At 39.0% G+C, this 16,839-nt stretch carries 13 protein-coding genes; 6 read left to right on the forward strand and 7 right to left on the reverse strand.

Annotation, left to right across the window (positions count from 1 at the left end):
• Positions 1-128: 128 nt before the first annotated feature.
• From H1225_RS03435 to metG, 5 genes are all read right to left on the reverse strand, one after another.
• Positions 129-1,826, reverse strand: coding sequence for an NAD-dependent malic enzyme (locus H1225_RS03435; RefSeq protein ID WP_109400724.1), 1,698 nt, complete (start codon positions 1,824-1,826; stop codon positions 129-131).
• Positions 1,827-2,039: 213 nt separating this feature from the next.
• Positions 2,040-2,924 carry a cytidine deaminase gene (cdd, locus tag H1225_RS03440; protein ID WP_115065193.1) on the reverse strand — a complete coding sequence of 295 codons (885 nt, stop codon included), beginning with the start codon at positions 2,922-2,924 and terminating at the stop codon, positions 2,040-2,042.
• A gap of 200 nt (positions 2,925-3,124) precedes the next feature.
• On the reverse strand, positions 3,125-3,820 hold the full coding sequence (locus tag H1225_RS03445) for a CidB/LrgB family autolysis modulator (protein WP_109400733.1): 696 nt from the start codon (positions 3,818-3,820) through the stop codon (positions 3,125-3,127).
• Between the two features lie 2 nt (positions 3,821-3,822).
• A complete protein-coding gene (locus tag H1225_RS03450) occupies positions 3,823-4,296 on the reverse strand; it encodes a CidA/LrgA family protein (RefSeq protein WP_072063009.1) in 474 nt (157 codons plus the stop codon).
• A 134-nt stretch (positions 4,297-4,430) separates the two neighbouring features.
• Positions 4,431-6,458 (reverse strand): methionine--tRNA ligase, encoded by a 2,028-nt coding sequence (gene metG / locus H1225_RS03455; protein ID WP_072062859.1) that lies wholly within the window; start codon positions 6,456-6,458, stop codon positions 4,431-4,433.
• 204 nt (positions 6,459-6,662) lie between these two features.
• Here metG and apbC point away from each other — a divergent pair, with 204 nt between their 5' ends.
• The 5 genes from apbC (at position 6,663) to dcuC (ending at position 12,905) form a co-directional block, all read left to right on the forward strand.
• Complete coding sequence (apbC, locus tag H1225_RS03460) at positions 6,663-7,775, forward strand: iron-sulfur cluster carrier protein ApbC (RefSeq protein WP_072062858.1); 1,113 nt, start codon at positions 6,663-6,665, stop codon at positions 7,773-7,775.
• Between the two features lie 221 nt (positions 7,776-7,996).
• Positions 7,997-8,638, forward strand: a complete 642-nt coding sequence (gene udk, locus H1225_RS03465; protein ID WP_072062857.1) for a uridine kinase — start codon at positions 7,997-7,999, stop codon at positions 8,636-8,638.
• A gap of 67 nt (positions 8,639-8,705) precedes the next feature.
• Positions 8,706-9,287, forward strand: coding sequence for a dCTP deaminase (gene dcd, locus H1225_RS03470; protein WP_006537532.1), 582 nt, complete (start codon positions 8,706-8,708; stop codon positions 9,285-9,287).
• 46 nt (positions 9,288-9,333) lie between these two features.
• On the forward strand, positions 9,334-11,268 hold the full coding sequence (gene asmA, locus H1225_RS03475) for an outer membrane assembly protein AsmA (protein ID WP_161724636.1): 1,935 nt from the start codon (positions 9,334-9,336) through the stop codon (positions 11,266-11,268).
• A 275-nt stretch (positions 11,269-11,543) separates the two neighbouring features.
• Positions 11,544-12,905, forward strand: coding sequence for an anaerobic C4-dicarboxylate transporter DcuC (gene dcuC, locus H1225_RS03480; RefSeq protein WP_006537527.1), 1,362 nt, complete (start codon positions 11,544-11,546; stop codon positions 12,903-12,905).
• 150 nt (positions 12,906-13,055) lie between these two features.
• Here dcuC and H1225_RS03485 read toward each other — a convergent pair whose 3' ends face one another.
• Positions 13,056-14,636: a TerC family protein gene (locus H1225_RS03485; protein WP_006537526.1), complete on the reverse strand. Its 1,581-nt coding sequence runs from the start codon at positions 14,634-14,636 to the stop codon at positions 13,056-13,058.
• 244 nt (positions 14,637-14,880) lie between these two features.
• On the opposite strand from H1225_RS03485, the gene gndA reads away from it, so the two are divergent.
• Positions 14,881-16,287, forward strand: coding sequence for an NADP-dependent phosphogluconate dehydrogenase (gene gndA, locus H1225_RS03490; RefSeq protein WP_006537525.1), 1,407 nt, complete (start codon positions 14,881-14,883; stop codon positions 16,285-16,287).
• 56 nt (positions 16,288-16,343) lie between these two features.
• Here the strand turns inward: gndA and H1225_RS03495 are convergent, their stop codons facing one another.
• Complete coding sequence (locus tag H1225_RS03495) at positions 16,344-16,424, reverse strand: hypothetical protein (protein WP_082147309.1); 81 nt, start codon at positions 16,422-16,424, stop codon at positions 16,344-16,346.
• Positions 16,425-16,839: the final 415 nt, after the last annotated feature.

Consider the following 16,839-nt stretch of genomic DNA (forward strand, 5'->3'; position numbering starts at 1 on the left):
TGACGCAAATAAAGAATGACTTTCATAATGCGTAAGGCTACTTGAGCAGGAATAGGGAAGCAAGAAAAAAGCGCCTCATATTAAGTAATGACGCGCTTTTCAGAATGGTACTTAGTGTTTCAAGCTATTTAGAACGAGGTTCTTTTGTAAATACGGTACTCTGGTGACCAATAGTTACGTTCAATGGCTTCTTCTAATGCTGAATCAGACGTTACAGTCGCAACACCTTGTACTTGTGCTTCTTTGGCAACTTGTTTTGCGATATAACGCGAAACTTGCTGAATATCAGCCAGTAAAGGTAACAGAGAACCATCGCCCTCTTTTGCCATTGGTGAGCAATCTGCTAATGCACGACTTGCAACCATTAACATGGCATCAGTCACACGTTTCGCACCACAGGCAATAACACCTAACCCAATGCCTGGGAAGATATAAGAGTTATTACATTGTGCAATTGGATACTCTTTATCTTTGTATTTAACGGGGGCAAATGGACTACCTGTTGCCACTAAAGCTTGTCCATCAGTCCAATTGATAATATCTTCAGGGCGCGCTTCTACTCGCGAAGTTGGGTTAGATAATGGCATCACGATAGGGCGTTCACAGTGTTTGTGCATTTCACGAATAATTTCTTCAGTGAATAAACCTGCTTGTCCTGAAACACCAATCAAAATAGTTGGTTTTGCATTCTTAACCACTTCTAACAGTGAAATCGCATCGCTTGTGGTTTCCCAATTAGCAATGGTTTCGCTTTTTTGGATAAGTTTGCTTTGGAAATCCAGTAAATTTGGCAGTTTGTCTGTTAATAAGCCGAAACGGTCAACCATAAAGATACGTTCACGTGCTTGCTCATCGCTTAAACCTTCGGATTTCATTTGGGCAATAATTTGCTCAGCAATACCACAACCCGCAGAACCGGCACCTAAGAAAGTGACTGTTTGGTCTTTTAATTGGCGACCTGCAGCACGACTTGCTGCAATTAGGCTACCTAAGGTAACAGATGCAGTGCCTTGAATATCATCGTTAAAGCAACATAGCTCATCACGGTAACGGTTTAATAAAGGCATCGCATTTTTTTGTGCGAAATCTTCAAATTGCAGTAAAACATTTGGCCAGCGACGTTTAACAGCTTGAATAAATTCATCAACGAACTCGTTATATTCATCACCTGTAATGCGAGGATGACGCCATCCCATATACAGAGGATCGTTTAAACGTTGTGGATTATTAGTACCAACATCAAGTACAACAGGCAGTGTGTACGCTGGGCTAATACCACCACACGCGGTATATAAAGAGAGTTTACCGATAGGTATACCCATACCGCCGATACCTTGGTCACCTAGACCAAGAATACGTTCGCCATCTGTTACAACAATGACTTTTACGTTTTGTTTAGTGGCGTTTTGTAGCATATCGTCGATATTGGCGCGGTTAGGGTAAGAGATAAATAAACCGCGAGCACGACGATAAATATCAGAGAAATGTTCACAAGCTTCACCTACTGTTGGTGTATAAATGATTGGCATCATTTCAGTTAGGTGAGATTCCAATAGACGATAAAACAGGGTTTCATTGGTATCTTGGATATTTCGCAGGTAAATATGTTTATCGTTATCGTTTTTGAAATCAAGATATTGGCGATAAGCGCGTTCAACCTGTTCTTCGATGGTTTCAACTGCTTCAGGCAGTAAACCATGTAAGTTAAAGGTGCTGCGTTCTTCTTCGCTGAAAGCACTACCTTTATTTAACAGGGGAAATTCTAGCAGGATTGGACCTGCATACGGGATGTAGAGAGGGCGTTTACTTTCGTGTTCCAGTTCCATGAAAAATACTCTTGTAAGGCAGTTAGTCACATGACAATTGTAGATCCTACAAAATAATAAAAATATGTACAGCTTATGTTATTTTTTTATGATTTTTATGCTTAGAAATGAGAGATAGATACAGTTGTTACAACTTTTTCTGGTAAGCATCAGCAAAATTTACATGCTGATGCTTTTTTAGGAGAGATTTTTAGAGGAATAAGTTAAAATTTTTTACAAAGTGATGCGTTGCATCTGGCGACAACCTAAAGCTGTTAATGTGGCTTGAGTTGCATCCCATTGCGTTAAAATTGTTTCTGCTTTTTCAATTAAGACGGCAGATTCAATTTCCATCACACTCTCACCTGCCATATTTAATAAAATCAATGCGGCTTGTAATGGCGGTAAGCTTGGGTTAAATGCGGCATTTTCTGCGTAGCTACCTTGGAAAATTTTGCCATTTTTCATTTGAACAGCAATTCCACTGTGAGACTCACTATAAGGTGCATGACTACGATTGGTGGCTTGTAGCGCCTGTTGTGCTAATTCACTATGGTTATCAATTTCGTAACCGTGATTAACTTTATCCATTAATAAAGAGGTGATATTGAGATCCTTTGGACCAAAGCTATCAGGTAAATAATCTCCCAATGTCGCCACTTTTCTACCCGGTAATTGGATTTGAATATGGGTGCCACTGTTGAGTTCGTTCATAAACTGGCGACAATGACCACAAGGTGTATAGTTAACGGTGATTGAAATTAAGCGAGATTCACCACGTAGCCATGCGTGAGTTACCGCACTTTGTTCAGCATGAACAGTTTGTTGTAGTGGGGCGCCAGCAAATTCCATATTGGCACCGAAGTAGAGATTACCACTTTCCCCACGTGAAATAGCACCAACATTGAAATGAGATATCGGTGTCACTGCACAAGCGGCAGCGACGGGTAAAAGTGCGAGAGCTAAGGCATCATCATTACATTGTAATTGTGTTTTTATGGCATTGACCTGTTCTGCCGTGAACATTGCAGGGAATTCATCCTGCTCAAGATAAGGAGCAAGTGCTTGTTGCAACTGAGGGGATAAATCTGACCAAACTGCCTGAAAACGAGTATGCATACATGAGTCTCCCATTAATCTTTCTGTATTATAAGATTCTAGGCATCTTTACCTATTTTTATATGTGATGAAAATCATATTTTCAATGAAACAATTGCAACAAATTCATTAATTGAGAGATGTATCTCAAATTTATAGTAAAAATCCCCGAAATAAATTTAATTAAATCGGGGATTTAGGAATAGAGGGTAAGAAAGATATTAGCTATAAAGATGTAAAATAATAGGGAAGATAAACGGAGCAAGTAAAGAGGTAATAATCCCGCATGTCATTAATGCCAATGAACTGTAAGCCCCCTCAATATAATCGACTTCTGCCGCTCTTGCTGTTCCCACTGCGTGCGAAACAGTGCCCATAGCCAAACCACGAGAGGCGTGAGTAGGAATACGCAGTAGCTTAAATAATGTATGACCAAAAATGGCACCTAAAATACCTACTGCAATAACACATGCAGCACTGATTGCAGGAATACCACCTATGGAGTCCGCGACAGCCATTGCTATTGGGGTTGTCACTGATTTAGGTAAGATTGATGCGGCAATTTCAGGTGTTGCACCTGCCCATAAAGCAATGGCTGTGCCACTGACCATCGCAGCAATACTACCAATAAAGCAAATACTGATTAATGATTTCCACTGTGCGCGAATTTGGTGTAATTGCTGATAAAGCGGTATAGCTAAAGCAACAACGGCGGGTTGCAGTAAGTCATTTAAAATTCGACTGCCTGCGAAATAATTTTCGTAAGGTACCTTAGTTATTAACAAAATAGGTATAATTACTATAATAGCAATTAGCAGTGGATTTAAAATAGGCAAATTAAATCGGGCCGCCAGCTTACGAGCTAAGTAAAAAATAAAAATACTTAAAGGAAGTGACCACCAAATATTCATCAACATAGCTAACATTTTTTCTTCTCACTTAACGCTTTATCATCGTCTTTCTCTTTTGTTTCAACAATATCTTCAACTTGGTCTGGTTTCGAACCCACGATAACGCGCTCACGATGAACATAGTGTGAGCAATATGCAACGAGTGCCATAACACCAAAGGTACTCACGACGCAGGCTAAAACGATGGGGAAAAGTTGCTGACTTAATAAATCATAATAGTTCATTACACCGACACCGATAGGGATAAAGAGTAATGACATATTTTTTAAGAGGATATTTGCACCGGGTTTAACCCAACGCACAGGGATAAGCTGAAAAGCAAGTAAACCAAAGAGGATCAGTAAGCCAACAATACTGCCTGGAACCGCGAAGGGTAGAAGGGCTGAAATAAGATTACCAGCAAAGAGACAAAGATAAAGTACCAAAAAAGATCGTAAATAGTGCCAAAGTGTAATCTGCAATCGTGCCCGTTTAGATTTCATAAGTAAGTGTCCCAAATCAACTAACAGAATTATCATACACCGATTTTGAAAGTGTGCTATGGATCACAATAAAAAAAAGGCGGGGCTCTAATAGAACCCCGCCTTTTATTCGTTTGGCAAATGAATTTTGGTTGTTATTTCACTTGCTGACCCGGTTTTGCACCAGAATCTGGGCTAAGTAAGAAGATATCTTTATCGCCAGGACCTGCTGCCATTACCATGCCTTCTGAAATACCAAAACGCATTTTACGAGGTGCTAAGTTTGCTACCATTACCGTTAAGCGACCTTCTAACACTTTAGGATCTGGGTATGCTGTACGAATACCGGAAAATACTTGGCGAGTTTCTCCACCTAAGTCCAAAATTAATTTCAGCAGTTTGTCTGAACCTTCAACAAAATCGGCTTGTTTAATTTCAGCGATACGCATATCGATTTTCGCAAAATCATCAAATTTGATGGTTTCTTGAATTGGAGCATCTGCTAATGGGCCTGTTACTTCTTTTACAGGCGCAATGGTGCTTTTTGATGCTTCAACCATTGCATTGGCTTTATCCATTTCAATGCGGTTAAACAACGCTTTGAATTTAGTGATCTCTTGACCTAATAGCGGTTGTTCAAGTGCATCCCATGTTAATTGAGTTTGCAAAAATGCTTCTGAACGTTCTGTTAGTGATGGTAAAACGGGTTTCAGGTACGTCATCAACACACGGAATAGGTTAATTCCCATGGTACAGATTGCTTGTAACTGAGCGTCTTGACCTTCTTGTTTTGCCACTACCCAAGGTGCTTTTTCGTCAATATAACGGTTCGCTTCATCAGCTAATGCCATAATTTCACGAACAGCTTTACCAAATTCACGATTTTCAAATGACTGTGCGATAGTTTCTTTCATATCAACAAAGTGTTGATAAAGTTTAGCATCATCTAAAGAATCAGCTAATTTGCCATCAAAACGCTTGCTGATAAAACCAGCGGTACGTGATGCAAGGTTAACGACTTTATTTACGATGTCGCTATTAACACGTTGAACAAAGTCTTCTAAGTTTAGGTCAATATCGTCAATGCGTGATGAAAGTTTTGCAGCATAGTAATAACGTAGACAATCAGCATCAAAATGATCAAGATAAGCACGCGCTGTAATAAAGGTGCCACGAGATTTTGACATTTTGGCGCCATTTACAGTGACATAACCGTGAACAAACAGGTTTGTCGGCTTGCGATATTCACTGCCTTCTAACATTGCTGGCCAGAATAAGCTGTGGAAATAGACGATATCTTTACCAATAAAGTGGTAAAGGTCAGCTTTGCTGTCTTTATTCCAAAACTCGTCAAAACTTAAATCGCCACGTTTTTCACATAAGTTTAAGAATGAACTCATGTAGCCGATCGGTGCATCTAACCATACATAGAAATATTTACCCGGTGCATCTGGAATTTCGAAACCGAAATAAGGTGCATCACGAGTGATATCCCACTGTTGTAAACCGCTGTCAAACCACTCTTGCATTTTATTTGCCACTTGCTCTTGTAGCGCGCCAGAGCGGATCCACTCTTGTAACATGTTGCTAAATGCAGGTAAGTCGAAGAAATAGTGTTCAGTTTCACGCATAACAGGCGTTGAACCTGATACAACAGAACGCGGATTAATTAATTCTGTTGGACTGTAGGTTGAGCCGCAAACTTCACAGTTATCACCATATTGGTCTTGCGCTTTACATTTAGGGCAAGTGCCTTTTACAAAGCGGTCAGGCAAAAACATGCCTTTTTCTTCATCATAAAGCTGAGAAATAGTTTTACTTTTGATGTGACCATTTTTTTTCAGTGCAAGATAAATTTTAGTTGATAATTGGCGACTCTCTTCACTGTGTGTAGAGTGATAATTGTCGTAACTGATATTGAAACCAGCAAAATCCTGCTGATGCTCTTTGCTCATTTCTTCAATCATGGCTTCTGGCGTGATACCCAGTTGTTGGGCTTTCAGCATAATAGGTGTGCCGTGAGCATCGTCAGCGCAGATGAAATGAACTTCTTTGCCGCGCATTCGTTGATAACGGACCCAGATATCTGCCTGAATATGTTCAAGGATATGACCGAGATGAATTGAACCGTTAGCATAAGGTAACGCGCAGGTTACCAATAATTTATTCGCGACGTGAGACATAGTAAGGATCTTACTTCCATAAAATTAATAAAAGGGACTTTGATGGTAACCGATCCGTCATGATGTCGCTAGGGCAATAATGGAGTTTTTGCAAGAGAAATTTCAGTTGGCAAATTGAGGTAAGGCATTATCGTAGTCATCTACTATCTGATATGATAGATACACTCATATATTTAATAAATAATGAAAACGAGAGGAGCCGGGATGAGTGATAAATCCCCCGAGCAGACCACCCCTGAGATTCTGAACGAAAAAGTTTCAGGTGTCTTGTCTACTTTTGAACACCCAACATTGAAACGTAATCTGCTTTCTCTAAAAGCATTACACCAATGTGCGATGATTGACGATGTTCTTCATATCGAGTTAGTGATGCCGTTTGTTTGGAAAAAACCTTTCCAAACCCTAATTGAAGAAAAGACAGCCGAACTTCGCAACATCACTGGTGCAAAAGCCATTGAATGGAAACTCAAGCATAATATTTCCACCTTACGTCGTGCAAATGATCTGCCTGGCGTTAATGGTGTGCGTAATATTCTTGCAGTGAGCTCTGGTAAAGGTGGCGTTGGTAAATCAAGTACAGCAGTTAACCTTGCATTAGCTCTTGCACAAGAAGGCGCTAAAGTCGGTATTCTTGATGCTGATATTTATGGACCGTCTATTCCTAATATGTTAGGGACCACGATGGAGCGTCCAACGTCTCCTGATGGACAACATATGGCGCCAATTATGGCGTATGGATTAGCGTCTAACTCTATCGGTTATTTAGTGACTGATGATAATGCGATGGTATGGCGTGGTCCTATGGCGAGCAAAGCATTAATGCAAATGCTCCAAGATACGTTGTGGCCTGACTTGGATTATCTGGTTATCGATATGCCACCAGGAACAGGCGATATCCAATTAACCTTATCTCAAAATATCCCTGTAACTGCTGCGGTTGTGGTAACAACACCACAAGATATCGCGCTGGTGGATGCAATGAAAGGGATTGTCATGTTTAAGAAAGTCAATGTACCTGTATTAGGTATTATTGAAAACATGAGTGCACATATTTGTAGTAACTGTGGTCACCTTGAACCTATCTTTGGTACTGGTGGTGCCGCTAAATTGGCAGAGAAGTATCATTGTCAATTATTAGGTCAAGTTCCTCTTCATATCTCTTTACGTGAAGACCTAGACCGCGGGCAACCAACAGTGATGCGTGATCCAGAAGGTGAGTTTGCGGATATTTATCGCGAAATCGCGTCTACCGTATCTTCTCAAATGTATTGGGATGGTGATGCAATTCCAACGGAAATTTCTTTCCGCGCAGTGTAATCACAGTAGAATAATGTCTGAAATTATTTGCTGATTAAAATGGAGAGTCATTTGGCTTTCCATTTTTTACAGGTGATTTCCGGCTGTTTTTGATAAAAAACAAATAGATTTCTGGTTTTACGCTGGAACCAGAGTGATTTCAAAACTATAATCTGCGCTAGCGTAATATTTACATATTATTACGTTATCCCTCTTTTTATTTCAAACCAGGTTTTTTGATTATGGCTGACACAGCACATCAGTGCACAATTGTAGGTATCGCTGGAGCCTCTGCTTCGGGTAAAAGTCTTATTGCAAGCACACTTTACCGTGAGTTAAGAGCGCAAGTAGGTGATCATAATATCGGGGTGATACCAGAAGATTGTTATTATCGTGACCAAAGTGATTTAACAATGGAAGAACGATATAAGGTCAATTATGACCACCCAAATTCGATGGATCATGCACTTTTATACCAGCATTTGTGCGCATTAAAAGCAGGAAATGCCATCGAACTCCCTCAGTATGACTACGTTGCTCATACACGCAAAACAGAATCCATTTCTTTTCAACCTAAAAAAGTGATTATCATTGAAGGCATTTTGTTATTAACAGATAAACGCCTGCGTGAAGAGATGGATTTCTCTATCTTTGTTGATACCCCATTAGATATTTGCTTAATGCGCAGGATTAAACGAGATGTGAATGAACGTGGACGTAGCTTAGACTCAGTCATTGAACAATATAATAAAACCGTTCGTCCTATGTTCTTCCAGTTTATTGAACCTTCTAAACAATATGCCGATATTATTGTACCTAGAGGGGGGAAAAACCGCGTTGCGATTGATATTCTGAAAGCAAAAATTGGGCAATTCTGCGAATAATAGATTCATTTTTAGGCAGCTTTCATGCATGATGAAACTGCCTGTTTAACTTGAAGAAGGAAATAAAATGCGATTATGCGACCGTGATATTATTCAGTGGCTGGATGAAGGTAAGTTAGTCATTGAACCCCGCCCGCCTGTCGAGCGAATTAACGGCGCAACAGCAGATGTTTGCTTGGGAAATCAATTTCGTGTTTTCCAAGGTCATACTGCAGCTTATATTGATTTGAGTGGCCCTAAGGCTGAAGTGAATGCTGCGCTAGAGCGTGTAATGAGTGATGAAATAGTTTTGCCTGAAGGTGAAGCATTCTTTCTACATCCTGGTGAATTGGCGTTAGCAGTGACACTTGAGTCAGTCACTTTGCCTGATAATGTTGTTGGATGGTTAGATGGACGCTCATCATTAGCACGCTTAGGCTTGATGGTGCACGTTACTGCACATCGTATTGATCCTGGTTGGCATGGGCAAATCGTATTAGAATTCTTTAATTCAGGTAAACTGCCTCTTGCATTAAGACCGGGTATGGTGATTGGTGCATTAAGTTTTGAACCTATGTCGGGTTCTGCTGATAGACCTTATAATCGTCGTCAAGATGCAAAATATAAAAATCAACAAGGTGCAGTTGGTAGTCGGATTAGTGAAGATTAACTATCTTTATAATCATCATTATCATGTTCACTAAACGGGTAATTATATGAAAAGGTTTTTGACAACACTGGCTATTTTGCTTGTGGTTATTTTGGCAGGCTTGACAGCGTTAGTTTTACTCATTAACCCGAATGATTTCCGTGGGTACCTTATTGAAAGGGTTGAGAAACAAAGCGGTTACAAACTCACATTACAAGATGATATGCGTTGGCATGTGTGGCCAAAATTAAGCATTATCAGTGGTAAAATGTCATTGACAGCACCTGGCGCTGAAATGCCTTTGGTCACAGCAGATAATATGCGTCTTGATGTTGAGTTATTGCCGCTACTTTCTCATCAACTTGAAGTAAAAGAAGTTATGCTTAAAGGTGCCGTGGTTCGCCAAACACCTGAAAGTAAGGCAATTCCTAAAATATTACCACCGTCTACTCCTCGAGATATTTCTCGTCAAGTGATTGAACCTAAAACCAATAATTGGCAGTTGAATATCGCCAAAGTGAATATTTCAGATAGCTTAATTATTTGGCAAATGAAAGATGGCGAGCAGCTTAATTTACGTGATATTAACCTATCGTTGAAAACAGACGAGAAAAAACAAGTTAGTCTTGAAATGAGCACGAAAGTGAATCGTGACCGTCGTGAGATCACGCTAAATATTGCCGCTGATGCAGATATGAAAAGCTATCCTTACCAAGTTTCAGGTAATATCACACAGTTAGATTACGCTTTATCGGGAGTTGGGATCCCTGAAAATGGAATTGCAGGAAGTTTAACTTCAGATTTTCATATCCAAAATGAAGGTGTGAGAAAAATCTCACTTAATAACCTAAATCTCACTGCTAATGACAGTCAATTACAAGGTAGTGTCAGTGCGGAGTTTGCAAATAAAACACGTTATCAGGTTGATTTAAAAGGTGAACAATTAAATTTAAATACCTTGTTACCAGCGTTAGTTGCGGCTAAAACAACTGAAACTGCATCATTGTCCCCTAAAGATAATAAGACACCATCATCATTTTCATTATTTAACACTGCGCACGCGGCTCCAGCACCAAATGCTACGATTATGGCCAAGCCAGTTATTACTTCAGTAACTATTGAAAATAAAGAATATGATTTAACGCATTGGGGTGATCTTGAATTTACGCTGAAATTAGCACTGAATAAGCTTCTTTATAAAGATTTAGAGATTAATGATTTTAAACTTGATGCGCTAAATAATCCTAACTCGCTGAATGTTCAAACTTTAACAGGAAAAATTCTTCAGGGTGATTTTTCACTTCCTACCGTGATTTCTACAAGTATTGTGCCGGCACATATTAGTATGGATATCACAATGAATAATATTCCGTTACAACCTCTACTGCGTGCGTTTAATCAGCCTGAAAATTTCAGTGGATTAATTTCAGCAAAAGGAAATTTAGAAGGAACGGGATATAACCGAAAAGCTTTTTATAATTATTGGCAAGGTACGCTTAATACATCTGTTACTCAATTTAAAATGCAAGGATTAAATGTACCACAGGTTATTCAGCAATCTGTCGCTCAAGCGACGGATAAAGTGATTTACCCTGAGGATGTCGAAAGTTATACCCAAGCAGATAATGTGATTGCCCAATTTAAATTAGCGCCCAAAGGGAAAGTAACCATTAATTCACTTGATGCGCAAGCAGAGGCTTATCAAATTAAAGGGCAGGGTAAAGTTAACCTTCAACGTCATGATCTTGATGTGATGTTACTGGTTAATATTAAAAAAGGTTGGGGTAAAGAAAACGATTTTATTCGTCAATTGGCTAAAATTGAAATTCCATTAAGGCTCTATGGTGATTGGAATGCTATTCAATATGAACTTAATATTGAAAAATTATTGCGCGACCAATTACAGCAAAAAGCCAAGCAAGCTATCGATAATTGGCTAAATAAACAAGATGCGGAAAGTCCTGAAGTAAAAGCACTTAATCAACTATTGAAGAAAATCTAATTTCACAATTTTTAACTTCATCACACTCTTAATAAAAGCACACTATTTTGATAATTGTGTTCTTTTTGCTTTATATCTATCATTTAATTTATATTTTGAATGAAAAGTAAGCATTCATGCTATGTATATACAAAAAAATAGTCGTTTTTTTTGATATATGTCATACACTGGAACGTTGCCTTTGGGCAGAGTGTGTCAATCACACTAAACGCAAAAATGATGATAAAAATAAAAAACTTCATTTTATAAATGACTATGTTAGACAGGATAAATAAATGATCGAAATTCTTATCGGCGCCTTCGTTGCTGTTGGTGTTGGACGTTATATTGTAAAAGGCTATTCACCAACAGGTGTTTTAATGACGGGTGGTCTGTTATTACTGATCATCAGCGTTATTATGGGAAGAACCGTTTTACCAGCAAGCGCAACTGCGACAGGTTATGGTTTAATCGATATTGTTGAGTATGTGAAAAATCTACTAATGAGCCGTGGTGGCGATTTAGGTATGATGATCATGATACTTTGTGGTTTTGCTTCTTATATGACTCACATCGGCGCTAATGATGTTGTTGTTAAATTAGCATCACGCCCGCTGAAAATGATCAACTCACCTTATCTGCTAATGGTTGCGGCTTACATTGTTGCATGTTTGATGTCACTGGCTGTTTCATCAGCGACAGGTTTAGGTGTGTTATTAATGGCAACATTGTTCCCTGTTATGGTGAATATGGGAATTAGCCGCGGAGCGGCTGCTGCAATCTGTGCGTCTCCAGCTTCTATTATTTTAGCACCAACATCAGGTGATGTTATTTTAGCTGCAGAAGCGTCTAAAATGCCGCTAATTGATTTCGCATTTAAAACCACATTACCTATCTCTATTGCTGCAATCATTGGTATGTGTATTGCGCACTTCTTCTGGCAACGTTACCTTGACCGCAAAGAGCACATTGAAACTGAAATGTTAGACGTGAATGAAATCAAAACTCACGCACCAAGTTTCTATGCGATTTTACCTTTCACGCCAATTATCGGCGTTCTTGTCTTTGATGGTAAATGGTTGCCAGAATTACATATCGTCGCCATTATTATTATCTGTATGATTTTAGCGGCTGTTATCGAATTTATTCGTAGCTTTAGCGCAAAACAAGTTTTTGAAGGTTTAGAAGTTGCTTATCGCGGCATGGCCGATGCCTTTGCTCAAGTTGTTATGTTATTAGTGGCGGCCGGGGTATTTGCTCAAGGTTTAACAACAGTTGGCTTTATCAATGCGTTAATTGAAGGTGCTCAATCATTAGGTTCGGGGGCGATTGTGATGATGATTGCACTGGTCTTAATTACCATGTTAGCAGCAATGACAACAGGCTCTGGTAATGCGCCATTCTATGCATTTGTTGAATTAATTCCTCGTTTAGCAAGCAATATGGGGGTTAATCCTGCTTACTTAACTATTCCTATGTTACAAGCTTCAAACTTAGGACGTACATTATCACCGGTCTCTGGTGTAGTGGTTGCAGTATCAGGTATGGCAAAAATTTCACCGTTTGAAGTGATGAAACGTGTTTCTGTACCCGTATTAGTCGGCCTAGTTATCGTGATTGTTGCGACTGAAATTCTTGTACCAAGTACACTAGGTTAATTACTAACTCATTAAATTAATCTAAAATTATTGTTTTAAATTTTATTGGTGGGCTTTGTTATTAATTGGCAAAGTCCATTTTTTTATCTTTATAAGATACAGATAAAAAATATCCGCCTTTAAAGCGGATATTTTGCTATTTGACGGGGATTACGCTTCGTCAACGTTCTCTTCGTTTTCTGGTGTGGGTTCAACAATTCGGACTTTATTAATTCGATGGTGGTTCACTTCTAACGGCTCAAATTCAATGCCATCAATAAGGATCTTCTCACCAACAGTTGGAACACGTTGTAAATGCTCCATTAATAAACCTGCTAAGGTTTCATACTCACGTTTTTCATCCAATTTGATTGGAATATAAAGCACTAAGTCTTCAAGTGGTGTAAAGCCATTAACAGTCCATGAACCGTCTTCATTTTGAACCAAGTCGTGGCGTGAATCGTTTTCTTCAGAACTGACCGGTAAGTTACCCGCGATAGTTTCCATAACGTCAGTTAATGTGACAATACCTTCCACTGAGCCAAATTCATCTACAACAAAAGCGAAGTGAGTGTGAGCACTACGGAACTGTTCTAACGCTTGCAGCAAGGATAAACCTTCAGGGAAAATCAAAGGTTGAGTGACTAATAAACGTAAGTTTAGAGGCTCATTACGTAACTGTTGATTCAGTAGTTGAATAACATTAACCACGCCGATAGGTTCATCACTATGTTGTTCATCAGTGATCACCAGACGAGAGTGGGGATCCTTCTCTAATAATTGGCGGATATCATCTTGTGTTGCATTTAAGTCTACGTATTCAACATCATGACGAGACGTCATAATGCTGTTGACGTTACGTTGGCTTAAACCAAGCACACGCACAATCATTTGGCGTTCTTGAGGATCAAACACTTCTTCTGAGCTGGAGACTAAATCAGATGTGTGAGGATCTAATTCAGAAGATTCGGGCTTACCATTAATAATACGTAGAACCGCTTCTGCTGTACGTTCACGTAAAGAGCGAGAAGCAGATAAGAAACGGCGGCGGTTAAATTGTGCAAGCTGATTAAAGACTTCTATCATGATAGAGAAGCCGATCGCTGCATATAGATAACCTTTTGGAATGGCGTAGCCAAAGCCTTCGGCAACTAATGCAAAACCAATCATCAGCAAGAAGCTTAAACACAAGATAACAATGGTTGGGTGATTATTGACGAAACTTGTTAGAGGCTTACTTGCAAGGATCATCAAGAACATTGCAATAGTAACAGCCGCAATCATTACGCCTAAATGATCAACCATACCCACAGCGGTTATCACTGAGTCAAGCGAAAATACCGCATCCAGCACGATAATTTGTGCAACGACAGACCAAAAGCGGGTCGTTTTGCGTTGTTTTCCTTCGTCGTGATCTTTACCTTCTAACCGTTCATTAAGCTCCATCGTGGCTTTGAACAGCAAGAATAACCCTCCGAGCAGCATAATTAAGTCTCTTGCACTGAAAGGATGATCAAACAGTGTAATAAGAGGTTTTGTCAGAGTGATAAGCCAAGAAAGGCTAAATAACAACACGACACGCATTACTAAGGCACATAATAGCCCTGTTATACGAGCTCTATCTCTTAGTTTTGCTGGGAGTTTATCTGCCAGAATAGCAATGAAAACAAGGTTATCAATACCAAGTACGATTTCGAGAACAATTAGGGTGGACAGTCCTACCCAGATTGTCGGATCCAAGATCCATTCCATACAGTTTGTTTTACCTTCTATAAAGACGGCATATGCCGACTTGAGAATAATGAGCAATTTGAAGGAATTTTTCAATAAATTATTATTAGTAGTAGGGGAATAATTTCATTTTGTCTAAAAGATTGTGATACCAATTACATCAATAACTACCACCAAGTGAGAGAGTGAGTTACTATGTGATCAGGTTAACAAATTGTCAGTACATTGATACTGGCAGGTTTATTTTCAGACGGGAGTTATTTTCATGTCAAAACAGCAAATCGGCGTGGTTGGTATGGCAGTTATGGGACGTAACCTTGCGCTAAATATTGAAAGCCGTGGTTATTCTGTATCCATTTACAACCGCTCAAGCGATAAAACCAACGACGTTATCGCTGAAAATCCAGGTAAAAAACTGGTTCCGAATTATTCTATTGAAGAGTTTGTTGATTCGTTAGAAAAACCGCGCCGTATTTTATTAATGGTAAAAGCGGGTGAAGCAACGGATAAAACAATTGCTGCATTGACACCGCATTTAGATAAAGGTGATATCCTTATCGATGGCGGAAATACTTTCTTTAAAGATACTATTCGTCGTAACAGAGAGTTATCAGCGCAAGGCTTCAATTTCATCGGCACAGGTGTTTCTGGTGGTGAAGAAGGCGCATTAAAAGGTCCTTCAATCATGCCAGGTGGACAAAAAGAAGCTTACGAATTAGTTGCTCCAATCCTTGAAAAGATTGCGGCTGTTGCTGAAGGTGAACCTTGTGTCACTTATATCGGTGCTGATGGTGCAGGTCACTATGTAAAAATGGTTCACAACGGTATCGAATACGGTGATATGCAGCTGATAGCAGAAGCCTATTCTGTATTAAAACACTCTTTAGGTCTGACTAACGAAGAATTAGCAGAAACTTTTACCGAGTGGAATAAAGGTGAATTAAGTAGCTATCTGATTGAAATAACAGCTGATATTTTCCGTAAAAAAGATGATGAAGGTAAATACCTTGTAGATGTTATTCTTGATGAAGCGGCAAATAAAGGTACCGGTAAATGGACTAGCCAAAGCTCTTTAGACTTAGGTGTACCAGTGACTCTTATCACTGAGTCTGTGTTTGCTCGCTATATCTCTTCACTAAAAGATCAACGCGTTGCGGCATCTAAAGTACTATCAGGCCCAACACCTAAAGCATTCTCAGGTGATAAAAAAGCCTTTATCGAGAATGTTCGTCGCGCACTGTATTTAGGTAAAATTGTCTCTTATGCTCAAGGTTTCCAGCAACTAAAAGCAGCATCAGATGAATATAACTGGGATTTAAATTACGGTGAAATCGCCAAGATTTTCCGTGCGGGTTGTATTATTCGCGCTCAATTCCTGCAAAAGATTACAGATGCTTATAACGAAAATGCAAGTATTGCAAATCTGCTATTAGCGCCATACTTCAAACAAATCGCAGACGATTATCAACAAGCTCTGCGTGATGTTGTTTGTTATGGAGTACAAGCAGGTATTCCTACTCCAACATTCTCGGCGGCTATTTCTTACTATGATAGCTATCGTGCAGAAGTGTTACCAGCAAACTTAATCCAAGCTCAGCGTGACTACTTTGGTGCGCATACTTATAAACGTACTGATAAAGATGGTGTATTCCACACTGAGTGGATGGAATAAAACATTAAAACAATTAGTTTATAGTATCTAGGGGTGCTGATAATACAGCACCTTTTTTATTTTGAGCGATTAAATTCAATTATAGCCTCGTCTCTTTGCTGGTCTATATAAAATGCTAAATCATTTAGATGGATCATCCTAGGTGATTTTTGACTGTTATTTAACCGATATGTCGGTATTAGTCATTCACCTGCATTAGCCTTTCTTTCTGCACGGATTAACTTCTTCACCAAACACGTAAATCTATAGAAGCATAGCAAAAAGTAACACGATATATCATCATTATTTTAGATAGTGTTATGGAAAAACAAAGTTATGTTTATTTCTAGTTGGTGTTTCATTATCTATAAATAAATTATTATCAATGATATTTTTGCAATACTGGTAGCTCTGGGAAAACTGGATTTTGAATCTCTTAATTTTTTCATCACAAAATAAAAAGAGATATAATCGGGAGTATATTATAAATTTTAATAAATTAAAGGTGTTAATAGTCAGTATAATATATTGAATACTACAAGGCCTAGAAATGCACTGTATTTTGTTTTTTTG

It is taken from the genome of Proteus penneri, from assembly GCF_022369495.1.
GTDB classification, from domain to species: domain Bacteria; phylum Pseudomonadota; class Gammaproteobacteria; order Enterobacterales; family Enterobacteriaceae; genus Proteus; species Proteus penneri.

What these genes read in the sequence shown, in the direction of transcription:
- H1225_RS03435 (WP_109400724.1), bottom strand. Translation starts at nt 1,826, where the DNA reads ATGGAACTGGAACACGAAAGTAAACGCCCTCTCTACATCCCGTATGCA.
- cdd (WP_115065193.1), bottom strand. Translation starts at nt 2,924, where the DNA reads ATGCATACTCGTTTTCAGGCAGTTTGGTCAGATTTATCCCCTCAGTTG.
- H1225_RS03445 (WP_109400733.1), bottom strand. Translation starts at nt 3,820, where the DNA reads ATGTTGATGAATATTTGGTGGTCACTTCCTTTAAGTATTTTTATTTTT.
- H1225_RS03450 (WP_072063009.1), bottom strand. Translation starts at nt 4,296, where the DNA reads ATGAAATCTAAACGGGCACGATTGCAGATTACACTTTGGCACTATTTA.
- metG (WP_072062859.1), bottom strand. Translation starts at nt 6,458, where the DNA reads ATGTCTCACGTCGCGAATAAATTATTGGTAACCTGCGCGTTACCTTAT.
- apbC (WP_072062858.1), top strand. Translation starts at nt 6,663, where the DNA reads ATGAGTGATAAATCCCCCGAGCAGACCACCCCTGAGATTCTGAACGAA.
- udk (WP_072062857.1), top strand. Translation starts at nt 7,997, where the DNA reads ATGGCTGACACAGCACATCAGTGCACAATTGTAGGTATCGCTGGAGCC.
- dcd (WP_006537532.1), top strand. Translation starts at nt 8,706, where the DNA reads ATGCGATTATGCGACCGTGATATTATTCAGTGGCTGGATGAAGGTAAG.
- asmA (WP_161724636.1), top strand. Translation starts at nt 9,334, where the DNA reads ATGAAAAGGTTTTTGACAACACTGGCTATTTTGCTTGTGGTTATTTTG.
- dcuC (WP_006537527.1), top strand. Translation starts at nt 11,544, where the DNA reads ATGATCGAAATTCTTATCGGCGCCTTCGTTGCTGTTGGTGTTGGACGT.
- H1225_RS03485 (WP_006537526.1), bottom strand. Translation starts at nt 14,636, where the DNA reads ATGGAATGGATCTTGGATCCGACAATCTGGGTAGGACTGTCCACCCTA.
- gndA (WP_006537525.1), top strand. Translation starts at nt 14,881, where the DNA reads ATGTCAAAACAGCAAATCGGCGTGGTTGGTATGGCAGTTATGGGACGT.
- H1225_RS03495 (WP_082147309.1), bottom strand. Translation starts at nt 16,424, where the DNA reads ATGATCCATCTAAATGATTTAGCATTTTATATAGACCAGCAAAGAGAC.